The 24,073-nt window shown below is 68.6% G+C and carries 19 protein-coding genes; 9 read left to right on the top strand and 10 right to left on the bottom strand.

The genetic code is table 11. The features are described from left to right. Window positions 1-54: 54 nt before the first annotated feature. The 3 genes from E8M83_RS04615 to E8M83_RS04605 all read right to left on the bottom strand — a co-directional run bounded on the left by E8M83_RS04615 (window position 55) and on the right by E8M83_RS04605 (window position 4,949). A complete protein-coding gene (locus E8M83_RS04615; protein WP_137172213.1) occupies window positions 55-3,246 on the bottom strand; it encodes a patatin-like phospholipase family protein in 3,192 nt (1,063 codons plus the stop codon). An 89-nt stretch (window positions 3,247-3,335) separates the two neighbouring features. After that, entirely contained in the window at window positions 3,336-4,070 is a 735-nt protein-coding gene (locus E8M83_RS04610) for a PhaM family polyhydroxyalkanoate granule multifunctional regulatory protein (RefSeq protein WP_206077428.1), read from the bottom strand. A 207-nt stretch (window positions 4,071-4,277) separates the two neighbouring features. Beyond that, complete coding sequence (locus E8M83_RS04605) at window positions 4,278-4,949, bottom strand: TetR/AcrR family transcriptional regulator (RefSeq protein WP_137172212.1); 672 nt, start codon at window positions 4,947-4,949, stop codon at window positions 4,278-4,280. A gap of 145 nt (window positions 4,950-5,094) precedes the next feature. Here E8M83_RS04605 and E8M83_RS04600 point away from each other — a divergent pair, with 145 nt between their 5' ends. Continuing rightward, window positions 5,095-5,835, top strand: coding sequence for an SDR family NAD(P)-dependent oxidoreductase (locus E8M83_RS04600; protein WP_137172211.1), 741 nt, complete (start codon window positions 5,095-5,097; stop codon window positions 5,833-5,835). Window positions 5,836-5,842: 7 nt separating this feature from the next. Here E8M83_RS04600 and E8M83_RS04595 read toward each other — a convergent pair whose 3' ends face one another. Genes E8M83_RS04595 through E8M83_RS04580 form a run of 4 tightly spaced genes read right to left on the bottom strand, consistent with a single transcriptional unit; the run spans window position 5,843 to window position 10,582 of the window. After that, complete coding sequence (locus E8M83_RS04595) at window positions 5,843-6,877, bottom strand: HlyD family secretion protein (protein ID WP_137172210.1); 1,035 nt, start codon at window positions 6,875-6,877, stop codon at window positions 5,843-5,845. Window positions 6,878-6,882: 5 nt separating this feature from the next. Continuing rightward, a complete protein-coding gene (locus E8M83_RS04590; RefSeq protein WP_229491419.1) occupies window positions 6,883-8,385 on the bottom strand; it encodes an MFS transporter in 1,503 nt (500 codons plus the stop codon). Further along, a complete protein-coding gene (locus E8M83_RS04585) occupies window positions 8,382-9,818 on the bottom strand; it encodes an efflux transporter outer membrane subunit (RefSeq protein ID WP_137172209.1) in 1,437 nt (478 codons plus the stop codon). The genes E8M83_RS04590 and E8M83_RS04585 overlap by 4 nt, the downstream gene beginning before the upstream one ends. Then, window positions 9,815-10,582, bottom strand: coding sequence for an SDR family oxidoreductase (locus tag E8M83_RS04580; protein ID WP_137172208.1), 768 nt, complete (start codon window positions 10,580-10,582; stop codon window positions 9,815-9,817). Before E8M83_RS04580 ends, E8M83_RS04585 begins: the two co-directional genes overlap by 4 nt. A gap of 135 nt (window positions 10,583-10,717) precedes the next feature. Between E8M83_RS04580 and E8M83_RS04575 the strand changes: the two genes are divergently transcribed. From E8M83_RS04575 to E8M83_RS04550, 6 genes are all read left to right on the top strand, one after another. Beyond that, window positions 10,718-12,268 carry a winged helix-turn-helix domain-containing protein gene (locus E8M83_RS04575; protein WP_137172207.1) on the top strand — a complete coding sequence of 517 codons (1,551 nt, stop codon included), beginning with the start codon at window positions 10,718-10,720 and terminating at the stop codon, window positions 12,266-12,268. Between the two features lie 60 nt (window positions 12,269-12,328). Next, window positions 12,329-13,468 (top strand): DUF3108 domain-containing protein, encoded by a 1,140-nt coding sequence (locus E8M83_RS04570; protein ID WP_137172206.1) that lies wholly within the window; start codon window positions 12,329-12,331, stop codon window positions 13,466-13,468. A gap of 1 nt (window position 13,469) precedes the next feature. Further along, window positions 13,470-14,231, top strand: coding sequence for a DUF3108 domain-containing protein (locus E8M83_RS04565; RefSeq protein ID WP_137172205.1), 762 nt, complete (start codon window positions 13,470-13,472; stop codon window positions 14,229-14,231). A 187-nt stretch (window positions 14,232-14,418) separates the two neighbouring features. After that, window positions 14,419-15,798, top strand: coding sequence for a hypothetical protein (locus tag E8M83_RS04560; RefSeq protein WP_137172204.1), 1,380 nt, complete (start codon window positions 14,419-14,421; stop codon window positions 15,796-15,798). Beyond that, the gene (locus tag E8M83_RS04555; RefSeq protein WP_137172203.1) at window positions 15,791-16,525 is read left to right on the top strand and encodes a hypothetical protein; all 735 of its coding nucleotides are present in this window, start codon (window positions 15,791-15,793) and stop codon (window positions 16,523-16,525) included. The genes E8M83_RS04560 and E8M83_RS04555 overlap by 8 nt, the downstream gene beginning before the upstream one ends. Before the next feature lie 8 nt (window positions 16,526-16,533). Then, on the top strand, window positions 16,534-19,356 hold the full coding sequence (locus tag E8M83_RS04550; RefSeq protein ID WP_137172202.1) for an ATP-binding protein: 2,823 nt from the start codon (window positions 16,534-16,536) through the stop codon (window positions 19,354-19,356). A gap of 160 nt (window positions 19,357-19,516) precedes the next feature. Here E8M83_RS04550 and E8M83_RS04545 read toward each other — a convergent pair whose 3' ends face one another. Continuing rightward, the gene (locus tag E8M83_RS04545; RefSeq protein WP_137172201.1) at window positions 19,517-20,035 is read right to left on the bottom strand and encodes a hypothetical protein; all 519 of its coding nucleotides are present in this window, start codon (window positions 20,033-20,035) and stop codon (window positions 19,517-19,519) included. Between the two features lie 119 nt (window positions 20,036-20,154). Here E8M83_RS04545 and E8M83_RS04540 point away from each other — a divergent pair, with 119 nt between their 5' ends. Continuing rightward, window positions 20,155-20,349: a hypothetical protein gene (locus E8M83_RS04540; protein ID WP_137172200.1), complete on the top strand. Its 195-nt coding sequence runs from the start codon at window positions 20,155-20,157 to the stop codon at window positions 20,347-20,349. Between the two features lie 69 nt (window positions 20,350-20,418). Beyond that, the gene (locus tag E8M83_RS04535) at window positions 20,419-21,117 is read left to right on the top strand and encodes a YjjG family noncanonical pyrimidine nucleotidase (protein ID WP_137172199.1); all 699 of its coding nucleotides are present in this window, start codon (window positions 20,419-20,421) and stop codon (window positions 21,115-21,117) included. Between the two features lie 15 nt (window positions 21,118-21,132). Here E8M83_RS04535 and E8M83_RS04530 read toward each other — a convergent pair whose 3' ends face one another. Together E8M83_RS04530 and E8M83_RS04525 are read right to left on the bottom strand one after the other, a co-directional pair. Beyond that, a complete protein-coding gene (locus tag E8M83_RS04530; protein WP_137172198.1) occupies window positions 21,133-22,347 on the bottom strand; it encodes an MFS transporter in 1,215 nt (404 codons plus the stop codon). A 102-nt stretch (window positions 22,348-22,449) separates the two neighbouring features. Continuing rightward, the gene (locus tag E8M83_RS04525) at window positions 22,450-24,018 is read right to left on the bottom strand and encodes a diguanylate cyclase (protein WP_137172197.1); all 1,569 of its coding nucleotides are present in this window, start codon (window positions 24,016-24,018) and stop codon (window positions 22,450-22,452) included. Between the last annotated feature and the right edge of the window lie 55 nt (window positions 24,019-24,073).

Here is a 24,073-nt window from a genome sequence, read left to right as displayed (position 1 = left end):
GTCAAGTGCCGGGTCATCGGCCTTAGGGGCAATGGACGCCCGGTCTGCCTGCGGTTAGCCGGATGGCGTACGTGGCGCCGGGCCATGCTGGCGCAGCAACTGCGCGCACAGCGCAGCCATGTCCTGCTCGCCATCGGCGCGCACGGTGGCGCGGGCCGCTTCGCGCAGCGCGCAATCGACGATGTGGTCGCCCAGCGCGCGGTAGCTTTCGAACTGGGCCTCGTCGAACCACTGGTCGGCGATGCTCTCGTGCGGGTAGTCGGGATGCAGCTTGCGGTAGTTGAGCAGGTCGGCGTTCTCGCTGCCGACGATGGCCGGCTTGAGGTACAGGAGCACACCGTCGGCCGCGCCGCGGTCGGCCTGGCTGTAGCGGATGCTGCCGGCCGCACAGCTGGCGCCGCACATGCCGGTCTCGCCCATTGCCGCCAAGCGCGAGACGTCGAGGTCGATCCGCACGTGCAGGTCGGTGGCGCAGCGCCGGATCGCATTGCCCAGGTCTTCGAAGGCGAGGTAGCGGTCGCTGCCGACGTCGACCGCGATCACCAGCCGGCAGCGGCGCCGCACCAGTTCATAGATGCCGAGGTTGTCGAAGTGGCCGCCGTCGGTCAGGTGCACATAGGCGGCGTCGGAATCGAGCTGGCCGAACAATTCGGACAAGAGGCTGAACAGCCCGATCGGCGGCGAGGCGCTGGTCCAGGCGCGGCGCGCCGGATTGGGGCACCAGCGCCCCAGGCGCACATTGAACATCGTCATCAGGAAGTTCAGGGGCGGCGACGAATGCGCGCCCATGTTCGGGCTGGCCGCGGCGCCGGACAGCGCCACCGCCATCCCGAGCCGCACGCCGGCATCGTCGTCGAGGCCGACGCCGGAGCGCGAGGCATACTGGTCGGTCGGCCGGTAGCAGCCGGATGGTGCGCCGTCGCCGGTCGGTGAAGGCGAGGCCTGCTCGTAGCCGCACCAGCGCGGCGTGAATGCGAACGAGGCGGTGCGCCGCGTCTGCCAGGCCAGCTCGGCGCCGCTGACCAGGTTCAGGGCGGTGTTGACGATCGGGTAGGGCCGTCCGTAGCGCAGCTCGGCCAGCAGCATGTCGTCGTTCGGATCGAAGCCGGTGAAGGGATGCGGCTGGCGCGCGCGGTTGCCGGCGCCGAACCAGGCCCGCACCACGCGGTTTCGATACAGCATATAGAGCGAGAACTTGTTGATGTCGACCCGCCAGCCGAGCAGTAGGGCGGCGCCCAGGAAGGCGCCGAAGGCCAGCAGCAGGGTCGTGCCGCCGGTGGCCAGGGTAGCGTCGGCATGGGCGCGCATCACGCAAGCCAGCTGCGCTTTGGGGCAAACCACCCGGGGCAGCGCGACCGCGGCCTGCACCATGCTGCTCAACAGGGCGAAGACGCCGACCGTGAATACATACGGGGCAAGGCGCGCGACCAGCTCGAGTTTCGGGTCCGGGCCGCTGCGCGCGCCGGTCGACATGCCGCTGCCGGCCTTGAGCCCGAAGGCGGTCATTGCCAGCCAGCCGAGCAGGGTGCCCAGGTTCGACCAAGGTTCATAGGTGAGCCAGGCCCAGTGCAGCAGCGGCGCAAAGAAGAAGCAGATGCCGTACACGGTCAGCCAGGCCAGGGCGAAGATGGCGGTCCAGGCGCCCTGCCGGCTCCACCATTCGCGGCTGGCGTCGCTGTACAGGCGGCCGACCAGGCCGATCATGAGGGTCATGGTGGCGGCGAACAGCGCCATCATCAGCGGCATGCCGAAGGTCGACAGGGCGATCGCATCGTTCAGCACACGCTGGCCGGCGGGATCGGGCAGCACCGCCATCCCGGCCAGCAGCAGCAGGGTGCCGAGCGTGAGCGCGCCCATCGCGCACAGGAAGTGCGACAGGCCTTCGCCCAGTTCGGCGCGCGACAGGTCGCGCAGCGGTGGATCGGCGTGCAGGCGCGTATAGATGGCCAGCCAGCCGGCCAGCGCCAGCAGCAGGCCGACCGTCCAGCACAGCAGCAGCGACAAGGTGCCGGCATCCAGCGGCAGCAGGGCCAGGATCTCGGGTGCGAAGGCGCGGCCGGCTTCGAGCAGCACCAGCAGCACGCTGGCCGCACCTGCCGCGCACACGGTGTAGCCGGTGCGCCGGTAGGGGCTGGAGCGGTCGTGGGCCAGGTACCAGCCGCAGGCCCAGACGATGAAATAGACCAGGCCCGGGGCCAGCAGCCAGTGCCAGCGGCCCGCCAGCTGGGCCGGCAGGAAGTTCGATGGTGCGGCGCCGCCATGGCGCCACAATCCCAGGCTGCCGAGGAAGCCCGCCAGCAGCAGCGGCAGGTTGATGCACCACAGGACCGCGCCCTGCGACAGCGGAAAGCGGCGCATGCCGCGCGAGCTCTCGGGTTTGCTCGAGATCGACAGGGCGATGCAGAACACGGCGAACAGGAATAGCAGCACGCCGAGGATCCAGGCGATGTCGGCCAGGTGCGACCAGGGCCCGCCAGGCGTCACCACGCGGTGCACGGCCCACACGGCGAAGCGCGGCAGCAGCAGCAGGGCGCACATCCAGGCCAGCAGCATGGCCAGGTTCAGGCCGGTGTTGCGCACATAGGTGCCGACCAGGGTCCAGGTGTCGGCGCTGAACATGCCGCCCTGCGGCGACAGGTAGTTGCTGTACTGGCGCAAGAAGCGCAGCTCGGGCGCCTCAAAGCTGCCGGCCGGCGGCGCCAGCATGCTTTCCACTCTGGCGATGTCGCCGCCGTTGGCGTGCAGGCATTTCGATAGCCAGCCGCCGACGAAGCCGCCGCCGGACACGGTCGACAGGTAGTCGATATGGCGCAGCAGGCCGCAGCGCGCCAGCGCCTGCAGGGCGCCCAGGCTGAAGGTCGCGCTGCGTACGCCGCCGCCGGACAGGGCCAGGCCGGTCAGCATGCCGCCGTGGGCGCGCTGCAACAGGCGCTCGCGGTCGGGCGGCAGGGCGGCGTCCTGCGCCTCGCCGCGCATGGCGCCGTCTTCTGGGCGCAGCATATCGAGTTCGTCGCGCAGCACTTCGCCGAACAGGTGGCCGGCGCTGGCGTCGAGGACGCGCAGCAGGTCCTGGTCGATCTTGTCCGATGCGGGCAGCCCGTGGCGCTTGCGCAGCAGGGCGAAAGCGTCTCGCAGCTCGGCGACCGTAAGCGCGCCGGGCGGCGGATCGCAGCCGGCGGCGGCGAGCTTGCGGCGCAGGTCGTCGACCTGCGAAGGCGTCAGGTGGGTCAGGTCGCTCGGCAGCATCGCTCCTCCGGCTGGACGCGGCCGGACAGGCCGGGCCGCCGGATCAGTTCAGCACGGTTTGGAGACCGCCGCCAGCGTTCAGATCAAGCTCAAGCCTTGTCGGCCTTGCCGCGGGTGGTGCGCTTGCCGGACGCCGGGGCGCCGCCAGCATCCTGGGCGCTGTCTTGCGCGCCGTTGTCGGCACTGGCCGGTTTGCCAGGCGTCGCTCCAGCGCCGTGCGCCGGCGTGGGGGCTGCGGGGCTGTCGCCGCCGGCGCGCGGGGCGGCGTCGGGACTGCCGGCGCCTTCCGGCGGCATGGCGCTGGCCACCGCCTGGCGGAACTGGTCTTGCAACAGGTTCCACCAGGCGACGGCGGCCGGCATGGCGGCTGCCTGGGCATCGGTGCCGGCTGGCGGCGGCGCCGGGGATTCGGGTGGGGGCGCGGCTGGCGCATCCGCCGGCTTGGCGGCCTGGGCTGGTGCGGCCGCCTGCGACGCCTGGGTGAAGAATTGCGCGAACGGCGCCATGGCGGCGTCGCTGGCGGCGCCGGTCTGGCTCATGGCCTGGGCCATGCTGTCGCCCATCGCCTTGAGCGTGGCCAAGGTGCCGCGCTGGATTTCCAGCGCCTGGATCGAGCCGCGCAACATGCTCAGGTTGAGGTTCAGCCAGGACTCGACCGCCTTCAGGTCGGCGATCTTCTTGTCCAGGTCTTCGACCGACAGGCCGGCGCCCGGCATCGGCATGCCGCCCATGCCGGACATGGCGCCGGGGATGTTCATGCCGCCCCACAGGTTCTTGACGAATTCCAGCGTGTCGTTCATTCCGGGCATGGGCTGATTCAGCATGGGTAGGGTCTCCATTGGTTGTGGGGCAAGCGTAGCAGATAAAGCCCGGATGGGCCATGCGGCAGGCGCGGGGTACAGACGCGGAACTTGCGCTGCAATCAAGACCGAATTGACTAAAGGAATATTGTCTATTGAGCACGGCCATGCTGTGGCCGGGATGGAGGGCCAAGCGCCTGGGGGGGCACTTTCAAGCGCGCCAGCCGCGCCCTAGCCCTTGACCAGGCCGTCCCAGGCGCGCATCGCGACCTGGACGACGGCTTCCAGTTCGGCGCGGCTGGCGCCGTCGCGCGCCTGGAGCGACAGGCCGTTCTGGACGGTATGGGCAAAGCGGGCCAGCGCATCGAGGTCGACCGAGGCCGGGATGTCGCCATCGGCGACGCCCTGTTCGAGGCGTGTCCTGACGACCGCCAGCGGCGCGGTGCGCGCCGTGCGTGTCAGCTCGCACAGTTCCGTATGACCTGCGGTGCCGATGCTGGAGAGGGTCACCATGCAGCCGAGCGGAACGTCGACGACGTTCCCGGTGAAGAAGGCGGCGGAATCCATCAGCCAGGCCTGGATCGCCTCGCGCGCCGTCGCGGCGGCAAGGAAGCTCTTCCAGCCCCAGGCGCCGTAGGTGGTGCAGTAATGCTCCAGCGCTTCGGCATACAAGGCTTCCTTGGAACCGAAGGCCGCGTACAGGCTGGGCGAGGCGATGCCCATCGCGGCGGTGAGGTCGGCCAGCGAGGTGGCTTCGAAGCCTTTTTCCCAGAACAGGCGCATGGCTTGCGACAGGGCTGCCTCGCGGTCGAAGGCGCGCGGCCGGCCGCGGGCGCGCGCGGTGCGCGCCTTGGCCGTGGGTTCGGCGGCTTCGGTATGGACGGCTGGTTCGGGTGTTTGCATCGCGCACAGTATATGTCCGGCGGCAGGTCGGGACAACGCCGCACAGCGTATCATTATATATGTGTCGATCACTAAATAAATCAATTGACAGCGTGCGGGCGCAGGTCTTACTATTTCTGTGTCAATCACTACAGAAAGGGATATCATGACTGATTTGCAAGGAAAACGCGCCATCGTGACCGGCGCATCGCGCGGCATCGGCGCCGCCATCGCCATCGTGCTGGCAGAGCAGGGCGCCGACGTGGCGATCACCTACGAACGTTCGGCCGACCGGGCCCAGGAAGTCGTGCGCACCATCGAGGGCCTCGGCCGCAAGGCGATTGCGATCCAGGCCGACAGCGCCGATCCGGCGGCGATCCGCCGCTCGGTCGACGAAGCGGCGCGGGCCCTGGGCGGCCTGGACATCCTGGTCAACAACGCCGCCATCGCCAGGTATGGCGCCGTCGCCGACATCGCGGTCGAGGACATCGACGCGCTGCTGGGCGTGAACATCCGCGGCCCGATCCTGGCGGCGCAGGCGGCCATCCCGCACCTGGGCGCGGGCGGGCGCATCGTCAATATCGGCTCGGCCGGCGCCGACCGCATCGTCGGCGATGGCGCCACCGTGTACTTCCTGACCAAGGCCGCGCTCAAGACCTTTACCAAGGGCCTGGCGCGCGAACTGGGCCCGCGCGACATCACCGTCAACCTGGTCCAGCCGGGATCGACCGATACCGACATGAACCCGGCCAGCGGCGAGTTCGCCGATTTCCAGAAATCCCTGATTCCGCTGGGACGCTTCGGCACGCCGCGCGACGTGGCGGCGTCGGTGGCCTTCCTGGCCAGCCCGGCGGCGCGCCAGGTCACCGGCGCCGTCCTCACGGTCGACGGCGGCGCGATCACCTGACGAAGCGTCAGGATTCGGTGCGGATCGTCGGCGTCACCGACATGCCGGCGCGCAGCCGGCTGGCCGCGGCCTGCCCGGGAACGATGGCGATGCGCACCGGCAGGCGCTGCACGATCTTGGTGAAGTTGCCGGTGGCGTTATACGGCGCGATGGCCGAATAGGTGGCGCCGCTGGCCGGCCCCAGGCTGTCCACGCTGCCCTTCAACACCACGCCGGGCAGGGCGTCGACCTCGATCTCCACCGGCTGCCCGGGCGCGACCCGGGCCAGCTGCGTTTCGCGGAAGTTGGCGCTGATGTACACCGCGTCAAGCGGGACGACCGCCAGCAGCGGCTTGCCCGGATTGACGTAGGCGCCGACCCGCACCGCCTTCTGGCCGACGGTGCCGCCGACCGGCGCCGTGATGCGGGTATACGACAGCTTCAGTTCAGCCGCCGCCTGCGCCGCCTGGGCCTGGAGCAGCGCGGCCCGGGCCTTGTCCAGGTCGGCCCCCAGGATGGCGACCACCTGGCGCGCCGCCTGCAGCGCGGCCCGGCTCCTGTCGCGGGTGGCGCCCTGGATGCCGAACTGCGCTTCGGCCTGCTGTAGCGCCTGCACCGAGCCCGAGCCGTCGCTGGCCAGGTTGCGATAGCGCGCCTGGTTGGCATCGGCCAGCCTGAAGGCCGCCTCGTCGGCCGCCAGCGCCGCCCGGGCCTGGCGGATCGCGTTCTGCTGCTGCGCCAGGTGGGCCTGGAGGCTGGCGATGCCGGCGCGGGCGCTGGCCACCTGCGCCCTGGCGGCATCGAGCGCGACCACGAAGTCGCGTTCGTCGATGGTGGCCAGCAGCGCGCCTTTCTCGACCACCTGGTTGTCGCGCACGTGGACGGCGGCGATCGTGCCCGCCACCTCGGGCGCGACGACCGTGTAATCGGCCTGTACATAGGCGTGGTCGGTGGACTGGCTCGCGCCGTCCGATTCGGGACGGCCAAGGTAATAGAGGGCGCCGGCCGCCGCTGCAAGGAGCAGCACGGCGCCGGCGATCCGGGCGTTGTTCGGTAATGCCATGATGGTTATCCGTGGTTCGAGGGTGGAATGGAAGGTGCGGGGATGTAGGCCAGCCGCAGCACCAGCGGGATCAGGAGCAGGGCCAGCACGCCCAGCACGCGGTAGGCGTCGGCCACTGACAGCACCAGCGCCTGCTGGCCGATGATGGCCGCCAGCTCGGCCGGCTCCGGAGCGCCGCTGGCGTCGGCCAACGCGGCATGGGCGATCATCACGTCGCCGTGGAAGCGCCCGCGCACGGTCATGAGCTGGCCGACCACCGCCGCGCCGACCAGCGAGCCGAAGGCGCGCAAGGTATTGACCGCGCCGGACACATACGGGCCCTCGGGCGGCTGGACCACGCTGGTAATCAGGAACAGCATCGACACCACCGCCATCGGCTGCCCGAACGCCTGCAGCGCCTGGGCCAGCACGAACTGCTCGCGGTTCCAGTCCGCCGTCAAGCCCGCGCCCGAGAAACAGGCCAGCGCGATCAGGCCCAGGCCCGCCGCGAACACCATGCGCGCATCGACCCAGCGCCGGTACAGCAGCAGGGCCACCGCCGGCCCCAGCACCAGCTGCGGCAGGGCCACCATCAGCCCGATCGACGCCAGCTGGTAGGGCCGGTAATCGTGCAGCCGCGCCAGGTGGGCCGACGGCAGCAGCGAAGCCGACATCAGGACGGTCAGCAGCAGCAGGAAGGCGGTGAAGCCGAGCGCCAGGTTGCGCCGTCCCAGGATCTGCAGCTTGATGAACGGAGACGGGTGGTGCCACTCGGTGAGCAGGTAGACCGCCAGCAGCGCGCAGCCGGCCAGCGCCGCCGCATTGATCAAGGGCGAATGGAACCAGTCCAGCCGCCCGCCTTGGTCGAGCACCACCGCCAGGACGCCCAGGGCCGGCACGCCGCAGGCCATGCCGGCCCAGTTGGCCTGGCGGAAGCGCCCGGGCTGGACCGGCTCGCGCGGCAAACCCCACCCCACCAGCAGGCCGGCCAGCACGGCCAGCGGCACGCTCTGCCAGTAGATCCAGCGCCAGTCCACCAGGCCGTCGGTCCAGTAGCCGGCCAGCCAGATCGACAGGTTGGGGGCGAAGGTAGCGGTCATCGCGTACAGCGCCAGGCCATACAGGCGCACCGGCGGCGGCAGGAATTTCAGGGCCGCCATCATCAGGAGCGGGATCGTGGTGCCGCTGGCCACGCCCTGCACGAAGCGCAGCACCAGCAACAGGTCGAGGTCGCGAATAAAAGGCAGCAGCGCCGCCAGCACGGCGCAGGCGGCCAGCATCCACAATTCGAAGCGGCGCACCGACAGGGTGATGGCGAACCAGGCCGCGAACGGCATGGCGATCAGCTCCCCGGCGTTGTACACGGTGGCCAGCCAGGACGCGTCGTCGACACCAAAGCCGCCGGCGCCGCGCAGGTCGGCCAGCGCCAGCGCGCCCACGCGGTTGTTCATCCCGGCCATCATGGCGGCAATGAAGATGCCGAGCAGGCCGGCCATGGGCCGCTTGGACGACGTGGCGGCGCCGCTCATGGCGTGGTCCCGGCATCCGGCGTCCAGCCGCCGCCGAGCGCCTTGTACAGGTTGACCAGGGTGAGCGTGGCATTGGTGGCGCTGGCATTCAGGCTGGTCTGGCTGGCCAGCAGCTGGCGCTGGGCGGTGAGCACGCCCAGGTAGTCGGCGGCGCCCTCTTGATAAGCACGTTCCGCGGCGTGCAGCGCCTGGCGGTCTTGTTCGACCGCGGTCTCCAGCGCGGCATGGCGGCCGCGCTGGGCGGCCAGGGCGTCGAGCGCATCGTCGACTTCGTGCCAGGCGCGCAAGACCGTCTGCCGGTAGGCAAGGGCGGCTTCTTTCTGCCCCGCCTCGCTCAGCGCCAGGCGCTGGGTCAGGCGTCCGCCCTCGAACAGCGGCAGGTAGACGGTCGGGCCGGCCGAGAAGAAGCGCGCGTCCCAGCCGGCCAGGTCGCCGCTGTCGAAGGCTTCGAGCCCGAACCGTCCGCGCAGGCCCACGCGCGGATAGAAATCGGCCTTGGCCGCGCCGATCGCCGCCGTCGCCGCATGCAGCCGCGCTTCGGCGCGCAGGATGTCGGGACGGCGCCGCGCGAGTTCGGACGGCAAGCCCACCGGCAGGCTGGCCGGCATCGTGGGCAGCGGCATGGCCGCGCGCAGGCTCGCGTCGAGTGCGCGTGGCGCTTCGCCCAGCAACTGGGCCAGCGCATTGAGCAGGGTGTTGCGGCGCGCGACGAGATCGGGGATGGTGCTGTTGACGGTGGCCAGCTGGGCGCGGGCGGCGGCGCTGTCGAAGCGGGTGGCGACGCCGTGGCGTTCGCGGTTGTCGGCCAGGCGCAGCAGCCGCTCGGCGAGCGCCTGGTTGTCGCGGGCGATGTCGAGCTGGGCCTGGGTGCCGCGCAGTTGCAGGTAGGTGCGGGCGACTTCGGCCGCCAGGGCCACGCGCACCGCCTCGCGGTCATGGCTGGATGCTTGCAGCGCCGCAGCCGCGCCTTCACGCGCGCGCCGGGCGCGGCCCCACAAATCGATCTCCCAGCTGGCATCGAAGGCCAGTTGCCAGAAGTCGCTGGGGCTGGTCGGTGCGCCAAGCGCGGCGAACTTGCCATGCTCGCTGAGCCCTTCGCGCGCATGGCTGGCGCCCACGCCGACGCTGGGCAGCAGCTGGGCGGCGGCGATCCCGAGCTGGGCCCGGCCTTGCTCGATGCGCAGCGTGGCGGCTTGCAGGTCGAGGTTGCCGGCCTGCGCCCGCGCCTGCAGGCTGGCCAGCACTTGATCGTCGAGCAGGCGCCACCAGTCGGCGGGTACGGCCTCGGACGAAACCGGGGCTGGATCCGCATGGTCTTCCCGCGCCTGCAGCGCCGCGGCCTGCAGCGCGTCCGCGGGCCGCACGAAATCGGGACCGGCGCTGCAGCCGGCCAGCAGGGCGCCTGCTGCGACAAGTACGAGCCATGGTTTCATGACGGCTTGGCCTGGCGCGCCGCGCCGCGGTTCAGCCAGTTGAAGAAGCGGGTTGGCGCCGCCAGTGCGCCGGGGCTCGTCACCAGCGAACGGTCATCGAGCTCGCTGCCGAAGTAGCGCGCATGCACGTCGGCCAGGACCGGGCGCGCATCGCCGCGCGCGGCGAGCAGTTTGCGTCCCAGTTCGTCGAGCGGAAAGCGGTCTGGCCCGCCCACTTCGATGATGCCGTTGACCGGCGCGCCGACGGCCAGGTCGGCCAGCACCGCGGCCACGTCGTCGGCGGCGATCGGCTGGATCAGGGCGGGGGACAAATGGATCGCGCCATCGGCCTCGCCGGCATTGACGATGCCTTCGATGAATTCGCAGAACTGCGTGGCGCGCAGGATGGTGTAGGGCAGGCGCGAGGCTTTCACCAGTTCTTCCTGGGCCAGCTTGGCGCGAAAATAACCGTTGTCGGGCAGGCGGTCGACGCCGACGACGGAGAGCACGACGTGGTGTTCGACGCCGGCCGCGGCGGCGGCGGCCAGCAGCTTGCGGGTCGAGGTCTCGAAGAACGCAAGCACCTCGGCTGGCGCGAACGACGGCGAGTTGGCCACGTCGACGACGACCTGGGCGCCGGCGAGGGCGGCGTCCAGGCCTTCGCCGGTGACCGTATTTACCCCTTTGGAGGGAGATGCCACCACCAGCGCATGCCCATTCCGGCGCAGCCGATCTACAATATTTGCTCCGATCAGGCCGCTGCCGCCGATAACCACTATTTTCATGTTCCGCTCCTCGATTCAGTGTCGATCCTGGCGATCGATCAAGGCAGTATGTTTGGCAGCCGGGCGCAAGTCCTTGGCGCGGCCTTGGATTTGCATTGGATTTCGCTTGGGCTTCCGTCCAGCCGGGAGCGGCGCATGCTGATCGCCTTCGACGATTGCGTGCTCGACCTGGACCGGCGCGAACTGCGGCGGGAATCCCGCATCGTGCCGACCGCGCCGCAGGTATTCGACCTGCTGGCCCTTTTGGTGCGTTGCCGCGAGCGCGTGGTCGGCCGCGACGAGCTGGCAGACACCATCTGGGCCGGCCGGATCGTGTCTGAATCGACCCTGGCCAGCCACATCAATGCCGTGCGCAAGGCGGTCGGCGACTGCGGCAAGGAGCAGCGCGTGATCCGCACGATGGCGCGCAAGGGTTTCCGCTTCGTCGCCGACGTGCGCGAAACCGGGGCCGCCGACGCGGCGCAGGCGCCGTCGGCAGCAGCCCCCATCCTGCCGGCCAAGCCGTCGATCGCCGTGCTGCCCTTCGTGAACCTGTGCGGCGATCCGCAGCAGGATTACCTGGCCGACGGCGTGGTCGAGGACATCATCGCGGCCCTGTCGCGCCACCGCTGGCTGTTCGTGGTCGCCCGCAATTCGAGCTTCACCTACAAGGGGCGCGTCCTCGATATCAAGCAGGTCGGCCGCGAGCTGGGCGTGCGCTATGTGCTGGAGGGCAGCTGGCGCAAGGCCAACGACCGGGTGCGCATCACCGGCCAGCTGATCGACGCCACCACCGGCGAGCACCACTGGGCCGGCCGCGCCGAGGGCGTGCTGGGTGATATCTTCGCGCTGCAGGACCAGATCACCGAGAGCGTGATCGGCGCGGTGGCGCCGGAACTCGAGCGTGCCGAGATCGAGCGCGCGCGCCACAAGCCGACCGGCAGCCTCGATGCCTACGACTACTACCTGCGCGGCCTGGCCGAGCTGCACGAGGCCAGCAGGGAAACCAGCGAGCGGGCGCTGGCCTTCTTCCACCAGGCGATCGATGCCGACCCCGGGTTCGCATCGGCGTATGCGATGGCCGCCTGGTGCCACTCCTGGCGCAAGGGCAACGGCTGGATGAGCGATGACGGTGAAGTCGCCGAGGCGGTGCGGCTGGCGCGGCGCGCGGTGGACCTCGACAAGGGCGATGCGGTGGCCCTGACCCGCAGCGGCCACGTGCTGGGCTACCTGGCCGGCGACATCCAGGCCGGCATCGGCCTGATCGACAAGGCCCTGGTGCTCAACCCGAACCTGGCGGCGGCGCGCTACCTGGGTGGCTACCTGCGGCTGTGGCAGGGGGATACCGCGGCCGCCATCGCCCACTTGGGGCGCGCGATGCGCCTGAGCCCACTCGACCCGGAGCTGTACCGGATGCAGGCCGGGATGGCGGTGGCCCACCTGCTCGAGCGGCAGTTCGACGCGGCCTCGGTCTGGGCCGAGGCCGCGCGCCGCGATTTTCCGGGTTTCCTGCTGGCCGTCGCCGTCCTGGCGGCCAGCCATGCGCTGGCGGGCCGCACGCTGGACGCGCGGCGCGCGATGGCGCAGGTGCGCGAGCTCGATCCGGGCCTGCACCTGTCGGCCGTCGCCGCCTGGCTGCCGATCCGCCGTCCGGAACACCTGTCGGTGCTGCTGGAAGGACTGGAACGGGCCGGCCTGCCTCCATGAGGCCAAGGCGACTGTCCCAGCCTCGTGCAGGCCTGGCTGCACCCGCGCTACACTAGCGGTATGCAATCTGCACCAATTCTTCTTCCGCGTCGCCGCCGGCTGCTGCCGGTCGCGCTGGTCGTATTGCTGCACTGGCTCGTCCTGGGCGTGCTGCTCGATGTGAAGCTGGAACTGCCGCGCCATGGCCCTGCCGACGGCGGAGCGGCGACGATCCTGGCGCAAGTCTTGCCGGCCGCTGTCCCGCCACCGCCGCCGCCGCCCGCGCCGCTGCCGGTGCCGGACGCAGGACCGCCGCCGCTGCCCGTGATTCCTCCCTTGCCTGTCGAACTCGGCATGCCGGCGCCGGCTGAGGGAATTACCTTGGGCAACCTGCCGGCCGCGGCAGATGGTGTTCCCGGGGGGGGCGGCGCTGCCGAGCCCGAGGCCACCGTCCCGGCGCCGGTCGAGGCGCCGCCGCCCCCTGTGCCGGAAACGCCCGCGCCGCCCGCCGCGCCGGCCGCCCCGGCGGTGCCCGAAATCCGCCGCTACGCGGTCGACATGCCGCCTCCAGCCACGATCACGCTCGACGTCGCCCGCAAGGATGCCGATGGCACCGATTGGTCGGGTGAGGCTGTATTGGCCTGGCAATTGAACGAGGACACCTACAAGATCAAGGTCGAGGCCGGCATTCGCGTCGTATTTACGCGGGTCAACCTGGTGGTCTTGACCAGCGAGGGCGCGGTGGCCGCTACCGGCTTCGCGCCGATCAAGATGACCGAAAAACGGCGCGGCCGCTCGCTGACGGCCACCCATTTCAACTGGGGCGACAACAAATTGACGTTCTCGGGCTCGCAAGCCGCCTATCCGCTGGTGCCGGGCGCCCAGGACAAGGCCAGCATCCCGTTGCAGCTGTCGGCGATCGCGCGCGGCGACGCCAAGCAATTGAGCGGCGATATAGACATCTTTGTCGGCGAAGACCGCGACGCCAGCGTTTACAGGTTCAAGGTGGTGGGGCAGGAAGAGATCGATACGAGGCTGGGCAAGCTGCAAACCTGGCACCTGACGCGCCCGCCGCTGGCCGGTTCCTACAAGTCGCAACTGGACATCTGGCTGGCCCCGCAACACGGCTGGTACCCTGTGCGGATTCGCAATACCGAGGCGAATGGAGCAGTAACCACGCAAACAGTGAATAATATCGTCTTGGACCATTCAGGATCTTGATATGCTTCTAGACAACATTCGAAAAGCCGGTGTGACGTTCACGCTGGCACTCGCCCTCGGCAGCACCACCGCCCAGGCCGCCAATCCGGCGCATCCAGCGATCAAGCGCCCCTTCGAGTTGCCGCCGTCGGCCGACCTGCACTACGACCTGAGCGCGCGCCAGCGCGGCCTGTCGCTCAAGGGCGACGCCACCGTCACCTGGCGCGCCGGCGACGGCAAATACGATGTGCAGGTCGAATCGCGCGTGGCCATCCTCGGCACCCTGCTCGATAACCGCAGCCAGGGCGCCATCGACGAGTTCGGCCTGGCGCCGGCGGAATTTTCCGAAAAGCGCATGCGCAAGGACCCGACCTCGATCGCCTTCGACCGTGGCGAGAAGCGCATGAGCTTCTCCGAGGGCGAGAACACCTATCCGCTCAAGGGTGGTGAGCAGGACCGGGTATCGATCACCTGGCAACTGGCCGCCGTGGCGCGCGCCGCCGGCGACAAGTTCAAGCCGGGCACGGAATGGCCGTTCTTCGTGGCCGGGCGCAGCAGCGCCGAAGCCTGGACCTTCAAGGTGGTCAAGCGCGAACAGGTGAAGACCGGGCTCGGTGAGGTCGACGCCGTGCTGGTGAGCCGTGAAGCCCTGCCGGGCAGCCGCGACCAGAGCATCGAGGTCTGGCTGGCGCCGGAACACGAGTGGTATCCGGTCAAGATCCGCTTCACCGAAGGGGATAAGGAGACCATCGAGCAGACGCTCAAGAGTATTGCCAAGCCATAAACTCCTCTGTGTCTTTCCTGCAATTGTCGGTCGCCGGTCGGGGCCGACAATCGCTGATTGACCTGCCCAGCCTGTTATACTGACGCCCCCGCGACGCCGGTCGGGCCTGTACGTACGCTTGTGTCAATATTGTCAATATTGGCCATCCAGGCCCGTCTCGACCGCGCACGAGAGACTGGTAACAACGATGATCGATCCACAAGCCGGCGCGGCCCTCGCTGCCGACTCCCCGGCGCTGGCGCCGGAACTTGATCCGCTGCAGGCACACTTCCAGGAAGGCATCGCTCCCGACGAGATCGAGCAAGTCTTCCATCTCAAGCGTGCCCAGCCGATGCTGTCGGCCTTCACGGCCCTGTTCCACGGCACCCAGGATGGTGTGCTGGTGCGCCTGCTCGTCTTGCGCGAACTGGCCGGCGACACCGCCAGCTCGGCGTTCTCGCGCGCCGACATCAACCAGAAGCTGGCCTACCTGATCCCGGAAAGCCTGGAGACGGTGCTGAACCGCCTGCGCGGCCACGGCCTCCTGGCCTGGGACGCCCCGGCCGCCGTCTACCGCATCACGCCGCTGGCGCGCAACGTCCTGTCGGCGCTCGAGACCCTGCTGGCGCTGGGCAAACCGGAAGACGACGACGCCGAGATGGGCTTCCTGCTGTCGCAGGTGGCCGGCGCCCAGGCGGTCGGCGGCGTCACCGTCGACCAGTTGAAGCACCTGCTGGGCCGCCTGATCGAGCTGACCGAGGAATTCCGCGACGCGATCGCCTCGGGCTCGGAGTTCCGCCTGCGTACCTCGCAGGCCAAATGGCATATGGCCTGCGATTGGGTGGAAAAGGGTTCCGTCATCCTGCGCGCCATCACCTCGGACGAGCGCGCCGACAGCGCCACCCATCGCGCGGCCCAGGCCATCGGCCGCGCCCAGAGCGCGCTGCTCAATATGCAGGGGATGTTCTCGCGCGCGCTGAACCAGATCGAGCGCCAGCGCGTGCACCTTGGCCAGTCGGGCCTGTCGACCACCGACGTCAAGCGCTGGCTGCTGGCCCACGACGACCTGGCGAGCCTGGCGGCCGACGCCATCGACCGCCCGGTGACGCCGCTGTTCGGCACCCCGGCCGAGATGATCGACGTGGCCGAAACCGAGCTGCTGGCCGAGCGCGTGATCTCGACCGGCCCCAAAGGCCTGCCGAGCGGCCAGGATGCGCCGCTGACGATCAACGACAACCCGGCCATGATGGTCGAGCTGAACGACTGGATCAACAAGCTGGCCGACTTCGCCAACCTGGGCAACTTCCCCGAGTTTTCGGAGGTCGGCCCCCGTCGGGTGCAGCTGCACGAATCCCTGCTGCCGGCCAGCTTCGCTTTGGCGTCGTACCGCGCTTCGCTGCTGCCGCTGCTGGGCGACGCGGCCGAGGCCAGCCTGCAGGGCGCGACCGCCGACCTGGCGCGCCTGCCGTTGACCTTCGAGGCCCAGGACCAGATGATCGCCCTCGACGACCCGGAAGTGGCGGCCATGTCGATCGCGACCCTCTCCATTAATCCAGATATCCCTTCGGACGGCACGCCCAATGAATGACGATGCACAAATCCTGATCGCGCGCCTGCTGACGCACCAGACCCTGCGCCGCGACGACAAGATGGTCAAGCGCGCGCTGTCGGACGACCAGTTCCGCGCCGAAGTCGACAAGCGCCTGCTCGAATCGGGCCTCAAATTGCTCGACAACGTCTATGCCGACCACGTGACCGTGGCCCTGCACCGCAACGTCGAGCCGAAGATCTTCGGCGCCAAGGACATCTGGCAGAACAATAATTTCGGCCTGACCCGCGACGGCGTGGCCCTGTTGGTAGTGCTGTGGGCGCAGATCATCCTGCCCAAGCGCGAGCGCCAGGAAACCCACACCACGGTCGACGACGACCAGAACGATATGTTCGAGAAGGACACGCCGATCCCGCGCGCCGAGGATGCCTCGATCGGCATCTCATATACCGCGCTGCTGTCGGACTTCGGCGATAAGCTCGGCAAGAAGACCCGCATGGACATGAATCTGGGCGTGCTGTCCAAGCTGGGCTTCATCGAACGGCGCGGCGACGTGATCCTCGAAGGCCCGCTGCTCGACCTGATGATGGATACCGACGTGCTCAAGGAGCGCATCATCAACGGCGCGCTGTCCGAAGTCTTCAAGCGCGCGCCGCTGGCGGCCGCGCCGCGCAAGGTCGCCACGGTAGACATGCCCGAGGCCGAAGCCGCCAACGACGCGGCCGTCGCCGAGCAGTCCGACGACGCCCCCGATACCCCGAATTGAGATAGCCGATGTTCCACATTAAATCACTCGAACTGGTCCACTGGGATTACTGGCAGCGGATCAAGAACATCCCGCTGGACGCCAAGATCATCACGATCGCCGGCCAGAACGGCTCGGGCAAGACCACGCTGCTCGACGCGATGCGCACCCTGTTCGGCCTCGATTGCTCGATGGGGCGGACTTATAAACACTATGCGCGCCACTCGGGCCAGCAAAGCGCCTGGCTGCGCGCCGTGGTCGACAACAAGCCGGTCGGCCGCCAGCTGTCGAACCGCCCGTTCCGCCACTCCGGCTTCTTCGCGGACGACGAGGTGACGCTGTTCTGCCAGGTGCAGAAGAACGGCGGCGACTGGAAGCGCCAGTACCTGATGCGCCCGGGGAATGTCGAGATCGAGGAAGTGACCGAAGCGACCGACTGGCTGGGCGTCGAGAATTATCGTAAGCGCCTGGCCTCGGCCGGCCTGTCGCCGGCCATGTCGAAAGTGCTGGCGCTGGAGCAGGGCGAGACCGATAAACTGTGCGAATATGCGCCGCGCCAGTTGCTGGACCTGGTGTTCCAGGTCTTCGGCGACAAGGAAGTGCTGGACGCCTACGACGAAGCCAAGCGTCACCAGCGCGATACCGAGGTCGAACTGAAACGCTTCGAGACCGAACTCGAGACCTCGCGTACCAACCTGGAAGGCTTGCGCCTGCGCGTGGCCAATCACCACCAGTGGTCCGACCTGAACCAGGAAAAGCGCGAGCTGCAAGAAGAAGTGCTGCCGGCGCTGCAATACCATGAGGCCCGCGAAAAAGCCGGCAACAACAGCCGCATGCTGCGCGAGGCCAAGAAACCGCTGGTGCAGGCCGACGGCCAGCTGGCCGAGAAGCGTAGCCAACTGGCGGCGCAACAGCGCGCGCTGACCGAGGCGCAGAAGCAGGAAACCGAACTCGAAGCCGAGGGTGGCGAACTGGCCAAGCGCCTCAGTGAAGTCAACACGCGCCTGAAACCGCTGGAAAGCCTGCTCGAGCAGCGCGACCGCCTGCAGAAGCTGTCGGCGGATGCCGGCGCCGACATCGCCGAAGTCGCCAGGCAGCTGGAGGAAAAAGAAGTCGAGCTGGCGCGCCAGAAGAGCGCGCGCGAAGCGGTGTCGAACAAGATCGCGGGCGAGATGGCGACCATCTCTGCGCTGCAGGGCAAGACCTCGATGCCGGAGCCGGAAGCGCAGCGCCTGATGCGCCGCGCGCTGCGCGACGAGGGCATCGCCCACGCCATGCTGTCGGACATCGTCGAGGTGACCGATCCGAAGTGGCAGGGTGCGGTCGAGGGCGTGCTGGGCGGTTACGCCTCGGTGGTGCTGCTGGAAAATGCAAAGGATGCGCCGGCGGCCTACCGCCTGGCGGAGAAGGAACGCTATCGCCACTTCATCGTGCCCGATTGCGTCAACGCGCCGGTGGTGAAGGACGACAGCCTGCTGTCGGTGGTGCGCTTCTCCGGCAAGGCGCCGGGCTGGCTGATCGACCAGCTGGAACGCATCGAGCGCGTCGACTCGGTCGACGAAGGTTTCAAGAGCCGCTCGGACGAATGGATCACGCCGGATGCCTACCACCGCGAACGCCGCGGCGGCCGCTCGCTGTTCGTCGAAGCCTCGCGTTATCGCTTCGGTGCCGCGGGCAAGACCCAGCGCCTGGAAGCAATCCAGAAACTGATGCCGGCGCTGGAAAAACGCGAAGACGAGCTGACGCTGGCGATCTCGAAGCTGGCGGCCGAAGTCGGTGGCCTGAAGGCGCGCATCGCCGGGGTCGACGCCGCCAAGGAATTGTCGGCGCGCCAGGAGGAATTCGAGGAAGCGGCGCGCGCGATTGCGCCACTCAAGGCCGAGCGCCTGGAAGTCGGCGCCCGCCTGGGCGAGCTGCAGACCCTGAGCAAGAACGCGACCGTGAACCGTACCCGCGCCGACACCGTGTGGCAGAACGCGCGCATGGCGCTGTCCGAAGCCGAAGCCGGCATGCGCCTGAACCATCGCCGCCAGATCGAGCAGCGCAGCGAGCACGCCAAGGCGCTGCTGGAGCTGCGCCGCGGCTGGCGCGCGGTGCCGGGCACCTGGAAAAACCCCGACTGGCGCGGCGACCTGGTGGCCAAGCACCAGAACGCGCACCAGGTCAACCTGCGCCTGGGTTCCCTGGAACACTCGCTGGCGCGCGAGGACTGGGAACTGGATCCGACCGTGATCGACCAGTACGCGCGCCTGCACGAACAGCTCGACAGCCGCCAGAGCGAGACCGAGGAGCGCCGCTACCAGAACAACCGCGCGATCGAGGCCACCGGCAATGCGCGCGGAGCCTATATCGAGCGCCTGCGCTACACGATCAAGACCTATACCAAGAACATCCGCGAACTCGGTTCGCTGGCCGGCATCGACGTCCAGGCCGACCCGGTGCGGCTCGAGAACGACGATGTGCAGCTGGCCCAGGCCGGCCTGCACGTGCGCTTCAAGTTCGACGGCAAGGACCAGATCGGGATGAACGACGGCGAAGCCTCGGGCGGCCAGCAGGTGATGAAGTCGCTGGTGCTGCTGATCGGCCTGTTGAAATCGGAAGAAGGCTCGGGCGGCTTCGTGTTCATCGACGAACCGTTCGCGCACCTGGATATCCGTAATATCCAGCTGGTCGGCGAGTTCCTGAAGAACACCGACGCCCAGTACCTGATGACGACCCCGCTGACGCACAATACCGACGTCTACGATCCTTCGGAACTGACGCTCATCACGAGCAAGAAGAAGAAGGACATGCAGTGGGCGCAGCCGATCTTCGTGCTGCAGCGAAGGAAGGACGAGGCGAAGGCCGCGTGATGGAACGGGGATCCGGATGGATCCACTTATATCAGCACGCGCCTATCGACCGTAGGGTCGGCGGCTACGCCGCCGACGCGGTGATTGTTACCGCCCTCCGATATCGTGCCGGATGATCTGGCCGCCAACTATCACCGCGTCGGCGGCAGAGCCGCCAACCCTACACCTGGTCGATCGCCTTGCGCACCCGGCGCCGCCAGCGCAGCAGCGCCGCCGAGTAATAGCCGAAGTAGCCGGCCGTGATCCCCACGCACAGCATGCTCAAGGGGCTGTCGGTCAGCCGCGGCGTGACAATGCCCTTGCCCTGGTTGGCATACACCTCGATGCCGATGTACAGCAGGCGCGCCACCAGGATCATGGCCATCACCAGCCCCAGGCGCATGTTCGGCGTGAAGAAGTAGCCCTGCGGGGTTTCCTCGAAGCGGGTCAATTTCAGGCCCCACACGGCATAGCCGATGCCGCCGCCGGCGCCGACCAGCAGCGCCGCCAGGTTGTAGGGCGTGTCGAACAGCTGCGTCAGCGGCACCAGGATCATGGCGCCGAACACCAGCACGCCCGTATAGTGGCGCGAGACGATCGAGCGCTGGCGCTGCATTTGCGTCTTGATGCGGCGGTAGATGCGCCACACGAGCAGCGGGGTCAGGACGAGCAGGGCCAGGGTGGTGATCGAAAATTCCATGTGCGGCAAGGAGGCTGTGTTCAGGAAAAGCGCATTGTAGCCCACTGCCGGGCGCGCGCCGCGCCACCAGGCCGCGTGATAAGGTGATCCGATCCGCATTCCCGCAAGGAGACCGCATCATGTACGCAGCCCCCCATGCCACCCGGCAGGCGCCCCGGATGCCATTGCGCAGTCCGATCCACGCCCACCGCGCCCCCGATCCGGCGCCGATCGAAGAACCGGCGCCCGAGCCCTTCGATACCCCGCACCCGCACCACCCGCCGGTGCACCTGCCGCACGACGAGGAACCGGTGCCCGATCCCAAGCCGAGCTGAGAGGGTACCCGGCACGTCCGGGATGAGCGTGCTACCATGAAATCCAGTTGCACTCTCATCCCGACGTACATGAAACACCGACTCTTCCTGTTCGACCTCGACGACACCCTGCTCGATTTCCGCGCCTCCGAACAGCGCTCCTTCATGCGCACCATGGAGCAGCTCGACGTGCGCGAGCATGTGGCCGACCTGTTCCACCAATACCAGCTGACCAATCTCGCGCTGTGGCGCCAGTTCGAGCAGGGCGCCGTGACCAAGGATTTCCTCAAGGTCGAGCGCTTTCGCAAGACCTTTACAGACAACGGCATCGACCTCGATCCGCAGCGCGCCAGCGACCTGTATATCGAATCGCTGGCCGATACCGTGGTGCTGGTCGACGGCGCCGCCCAGCTGTGCGAAACCCTGGCCGGCATCGGCGAAGTGGGCATCATCACCAACGGCGCCCACCACATCCAGCACCGCCGCATCGCCAGCTCGGGCCTGCAAGGGCACCTGTCCTTCGTCGCAACGTCCGAAGCCTGCGGCTTCGCCAAGCCCGACAGCCGCTTCTTCGAGTTCACCAGCAAGATGGCGCGCAGCTTCGCCAGGCACGAGACCGTGATCGTCGGCGACCGCCTGGACGCCGACATCCTCGGCGCCAACCGCTTCGGCATCGAGAGCTGCTGGTTCAATCCGGGCCGCCTGGCCAACGATTCGCAGGCGATTCCGAGCTGCGAGGTCGACAGCCTGCACGATATCGTCGCCTCGCTGCGCGGCCTGGCCGCCTGACCCGGGTAGACGATTTTAGTGCCCGGCGACCGCCGGCCCGCTGCGCGCGCCCGGCCGGAAGCCATGCCTGCGGCTCGACCAGGCGACGGTGAAGCCTGCCGCCGCCAGCACGGCGGTGGCCCAGGGAAAGGACGCCGCGCCCCAGCGGTCGAGCAGGAAGCCGCCGAGCAGGCCGCCGCCGGCGATCGCGCCATTCCAGGCCACCACGTTCATCGACAGCGCCACGTCGGCGCCGTCGCCCGCGGCATCGGCCAGCGCGGTTTGCAGCAGGGTGGCGGCGCCGCCGAAGCTCAAGCCCCAGGCGGCCACGCCGGCCACCACGGCCAGGGGCGCCGCCGCCAGCCAGGCGAACAGCAGGGACAGGATGGCGAAGCCGCCCAGGCTGGCCAGCACCGCGGCGCGCAGGTGGCTGTCCACCAGCCGGCCGGCGATCCAGATCCCGGCTAGCGCGGCGATGCCGAACACCAGCAGCACCAGGTCGACCCGGTCGAGCAGGCCGGCCTGCGCCACGAAGGGCGCGATATAGGTGTAGAGGATGTTATGCGCCAGCATCCACGCGATGACTGTGACCAGCACCGGGCGCACGCCGGGCGTGGCCAGCACCTCGCGCAGCGGCAGGCGCTGGCGGTCGGCCTGGCCGGGATAATCGGGCACCTTGGCCAGCACCCAGGCGATCAGCACGAGGCATAGCAGCGACATGACGCCGAAGGCCGTGCGCCAGCCGACCGCGCCGCCGAGCCAGGTCCCGAGCGGCACGCCGAGCGACAGCGCGATCGGCGTGCCGACCATGGCGATGGCCATGGCCCGTCCCTGCTGGTGGACCGCGACCATCCGCCGTGCGTAGCCGGCCAGCAGGCTCCAGGCCAGGCCGGCCGCCATCCCGGCGCAGAAGCGGGCCGCCAGCGTGAGCGTGAAGTCGGCCGACAGGGCGGTGAGCGTATTGAAGACCAGGAAGCCGACGATCGTCAGCAGCAGCACGCTGCGGCGGCGCCAGCGCCGGGTGGCGATGGTGAGCGGAATGGCGGCCAGCACCGAACCGAGCGCGTAGGCGGTGACGGTTTGCCCGGCCATCGAACCGCTCACGCCTAGCCCGCCGGAGATCATCGGCAGCAGGCCGGCCGGCAGGGTCTCGGTGGCGATGCAGATGAAGCCGGTCATGGCCAGGGCCAGCAAGGCCGCTACCGGCAGGCGGTCGGCGCTGGCGGCGCGGCGGGATTGTGCTGCTTCCATCGATGCTCCTATTATTTATCAATCGGTACAAATGTAAGGGTGGCACAGGCGCCCTGTCAATGATTTTTGTATCGATCGATATTGAAGTCGATGGAGGAAGGATTACGCTGCCGCGGCGCCTTCGATCCGGTTGCGGCCCGCGTGCTTGGCGTGGTACAGCTGGCGGTCGGCCTGCGCGACCATCTCTCCCGCGTCCGGAAGGCCTTTCGGCGGGTAATCCGGCCCCAGGGCCGCCACCCCCAGGCTGGCGGTGACGACGCCGAACGGCGACGGCTGGTGCGGCAGGCCCAGGGCCTGGATTTCATGGCGCAGCCGTTCGGCCACCGCCATGGCGCCGGCCAGGCCGGTATCCGGCAGGATGACCGCGAACTCTTCGCCGCCGTAGCGTGCCGCCAGGTCGCGGTTGCGGTTGACCTGGGCGGCCAGGATGCGGCCGACTGCCTGCAGGCAGGCGTCGCCGGCCGGATGGCCGTAGTGGTCGTTGAACTTCTTGAAGTAATCCACGTCCAGCATGATCAGCGCCAGCGGGGTGTTGCCGTGCACGGCGCGCGCCCGCTCGTGGGCGAGCACCTCGTCGAAGCGGCGCCGGTTGGCCAGCCGCGTCAGGGTGTCGGTGTGCGCCAGCTCCTGCAGGCCGAAGTTGTCGCGTCGCAGGTGGTGCGAATAGGCGCGCAGTTTCTGGTCGAGCCGGTCGCGGATGATGAATTGCCGGATCAGCTTGCGGGCGAATGCCGCAAAGATCGCTGCAATGAGCAGGACGGCGGCCCCAATCAGCATGCTTGACCGCTTCCAGGGGCCGAGCAGCTCGTCCTTGGCCTGACCCACGGCGATCACGAAGGCGAAATCGTCCACCCGCCGGTAGCTGTAGAGGCGCTCGATATTGTCGACCCGGGCCACCATGAAGTCCGAGCCGGCCGCTTGCTTCCTGATTGCCTGGAATACCGCGCCTTCGGCCAGGTTGGTGCCGATCAGCTTGTCGTCGAAGGGACGCCGGTAGACCACCGTGCCGTCTTCCAGGGCCAGCAGGACTGTGCCGGTCTTTCCAACGTCAATCTCATCGTAGATGCGTTCGAAGAAGTCGACCTTCAGGGTCACCAGCACGACGCCGGCGAAGCTGCCGTCGGGATGGTCGATGCGGCGTGAGACCGGCAGCACCCAGACGCCGGTGGAGCGACTCCTGACGGGGTGGCCCACGTAGACCTCGCGACCGGCGTGGGTGCGGTGGTGCTGGAAGTATGCGCGATCCGAATTATTGCCCTGCGGTGTACCGGAGAGCGAGGTCGCCAGCCAGCGGCCGTCGGCGGCATAGACGAAGATCCCGTGCAGCTCGGGCGTCGTCTTGGTCAGCACGACCAGGTGGGCCTGCAGCCGCGCCAGGGCTTCGTCGCCGATGCCGTCGTGCTCCACCCGCTCGACCACGTTCGCCAGGGCCATGGTAGTGGCCTTCATCGCGGTCTCGACCTGGACCCCGATCATGCGCGCCACGTTCGAGGTTGCCACCTCGGTCTGCCGTATCTGCGTATGGCGCGACGACCAGACGAACCAGGTGGCGAAGGCGACCAGCAGCAGGCAGCCCAGCGTGGTCGCGGCCACCACCAGGCGCACGACCGGGCGCCGCTTGCCGCTCAGGCGGTCCACATGGCTGTCCAGGCTGTCGTTGCTTGAATTCAATGCGCCTCACCAATGCGTGGTTGCGATCCTTGTCCAAAAAATTGTGCCATTAGAA

Origin of the sequence: Massilia sp. HP4, from assembly GCF_005222695.1 — a bacterium.
Classification (GTDB): Bacteria; Pseudomonadota; Gammaproteobacteria; order Burkholderiales; family Burkholderiaceae_D; genus Telluria.
The sequence above is the reverse complement of the archived record's forward strand: the minus strand, read 5'-3'. Positions and strand labels throughout refer to the sequence as shown.

What these genes read in the sequence shown, in the direction of transcription:
- E8M83_RS04615 (WP_137172213.1), bottom strand. Translation starts at nt 3,246, where the DNA reads ATGCTGCCGAGCGACCTGACCCACCTGACGCCTTCGCAGGTCGACGAC.
- E8M83_RS04610 (WP_206077428.1), bottom strand. Translation starts at nt 4,070, where the DNA reads ATGCTGAATCAGCCCATGCCCGGAATGAACGACACGCTGGAATTCGTC.
- E8M83_RS04605 (WP_137172212.1), bottom strand. Translation starts at nt 4,949, where the DNA reads ATGCAAACACCCGAACCAGCCGTCCATACCGAAGCCGCCGAACCCACG.
- E8M83_RS04600 (WP_137172211.1), top strand. Translation starts at nt 5,095, where the DNA reads ATGACTGATTTGCAAGGAAAACGCGCCATCGTGACCGGCGCATCGCGC.
- E8M83_RS04595 (WP_137172210.1), bottom strand. Translation starts at nt 6,877, where the DNA reads ATGGCATTACCGAACAACGCCCGGATCGCCGGCGCCGTGCTGCTCCTT.
- E8M83_RS04590 (WP_229491419.1), bottom strand. Translation starts at nt 8,385, where the DNA reads ATGAGCGGCGCCGCCACGTCGTCCAAGCGGCCCATGGCCGGCCTGCTC.
- E8M83_RS04585 (WP_137172209.1), bottom strand. Translation starts at nt 9,818, where the DNA reads ATGAAACCATGGCTCGTACTTGTCGCAGCAGGCGCCCTGCTGGCCGGC.
- E8M83_RS04580 (WP_137172208.1), bottom strand. Translation starts at nt 10,582, where the DNA reads ATGAAAATAGTGGTTATCGGCGGCAGCGGCCTGATCGGAGCAAATATT.
- E8M83_RS04575 (WP_137172207.1), top strand. Translation starts at nt 10,718, where the DNA reads ATGCTGATCGCCTTCGACGATTGCGTGCTCGACCTGGACCGGCGCGAA.
- E8M83_RS04570 (WP_137172206.1), top strand. Translation starts at nt 12,329, where the DNA reads ATGCAATCTGCACCAATTCTTCTTCCGCGTCGCCGCCGGCTGCTGCCG.
- E8M83_RS04565 (WP_137172205.1), top strand. Translation starts at nt 13,470, where the DNA reads ATGCTTCTAGACAACATTCGAAAAGCCGGTGTGACGTTCACGCTGGCA.
- E8M83_RS04560 (WP_137172204.1), top strand. Translation starts at nt 14,419, where the DNA reads ATGATCGATCCACAAGCCGGCGCGGCCCTCGCTGCCGACTCCCCGGCG.
- E8M83_RS04555 (WP_137172203.1), top strand. Translation starts at nt 15,791, where the DNA reads ATGAATGACGATGCACAAATCCTGATCGCGCGCCTGCTGACGCACCAG.
- E8M83_RS04550 (WP_137172202.1), top strand. Translation starts at nt 16,534, where the DNA reads ATGTTCCACATTAAATCACTCGAACTGGTCCACTGGGATTACTGGCAG.
- E8M83_RS04545 (WP_137172201.1), bottom strand. Translation starts at nt 20,035, where the DNA reads ATGGAATTTTCGATCACCACCCTGGCCCTGCTCGTCCTGACCCCGCTG.
- E8M83_RS04540 (WP_137172200.1), top strand. Translation starts at nt 20,155, where the DNA reads ATGTACGCAGCCCCCCATGCCACCCGGCAGGCGCCCCGGATGCCATTG.
- E8M83_RS04535 (WP_137172199.1), top strand. Translation starts at nt 20,419, where the DNA reads ATGAAACACCGACTCTTCCTGTTCGACCTCGACGACACCCTGCTCGAT.
- E8M83_RS04530 (WP_137172198.1), bottom strand. Translation starts at nt 22,347, where the DNA reads ATGGAAGCAGCACAATCCCGCCGCGCCGCCAGCGCCGACCGCCTGCCG.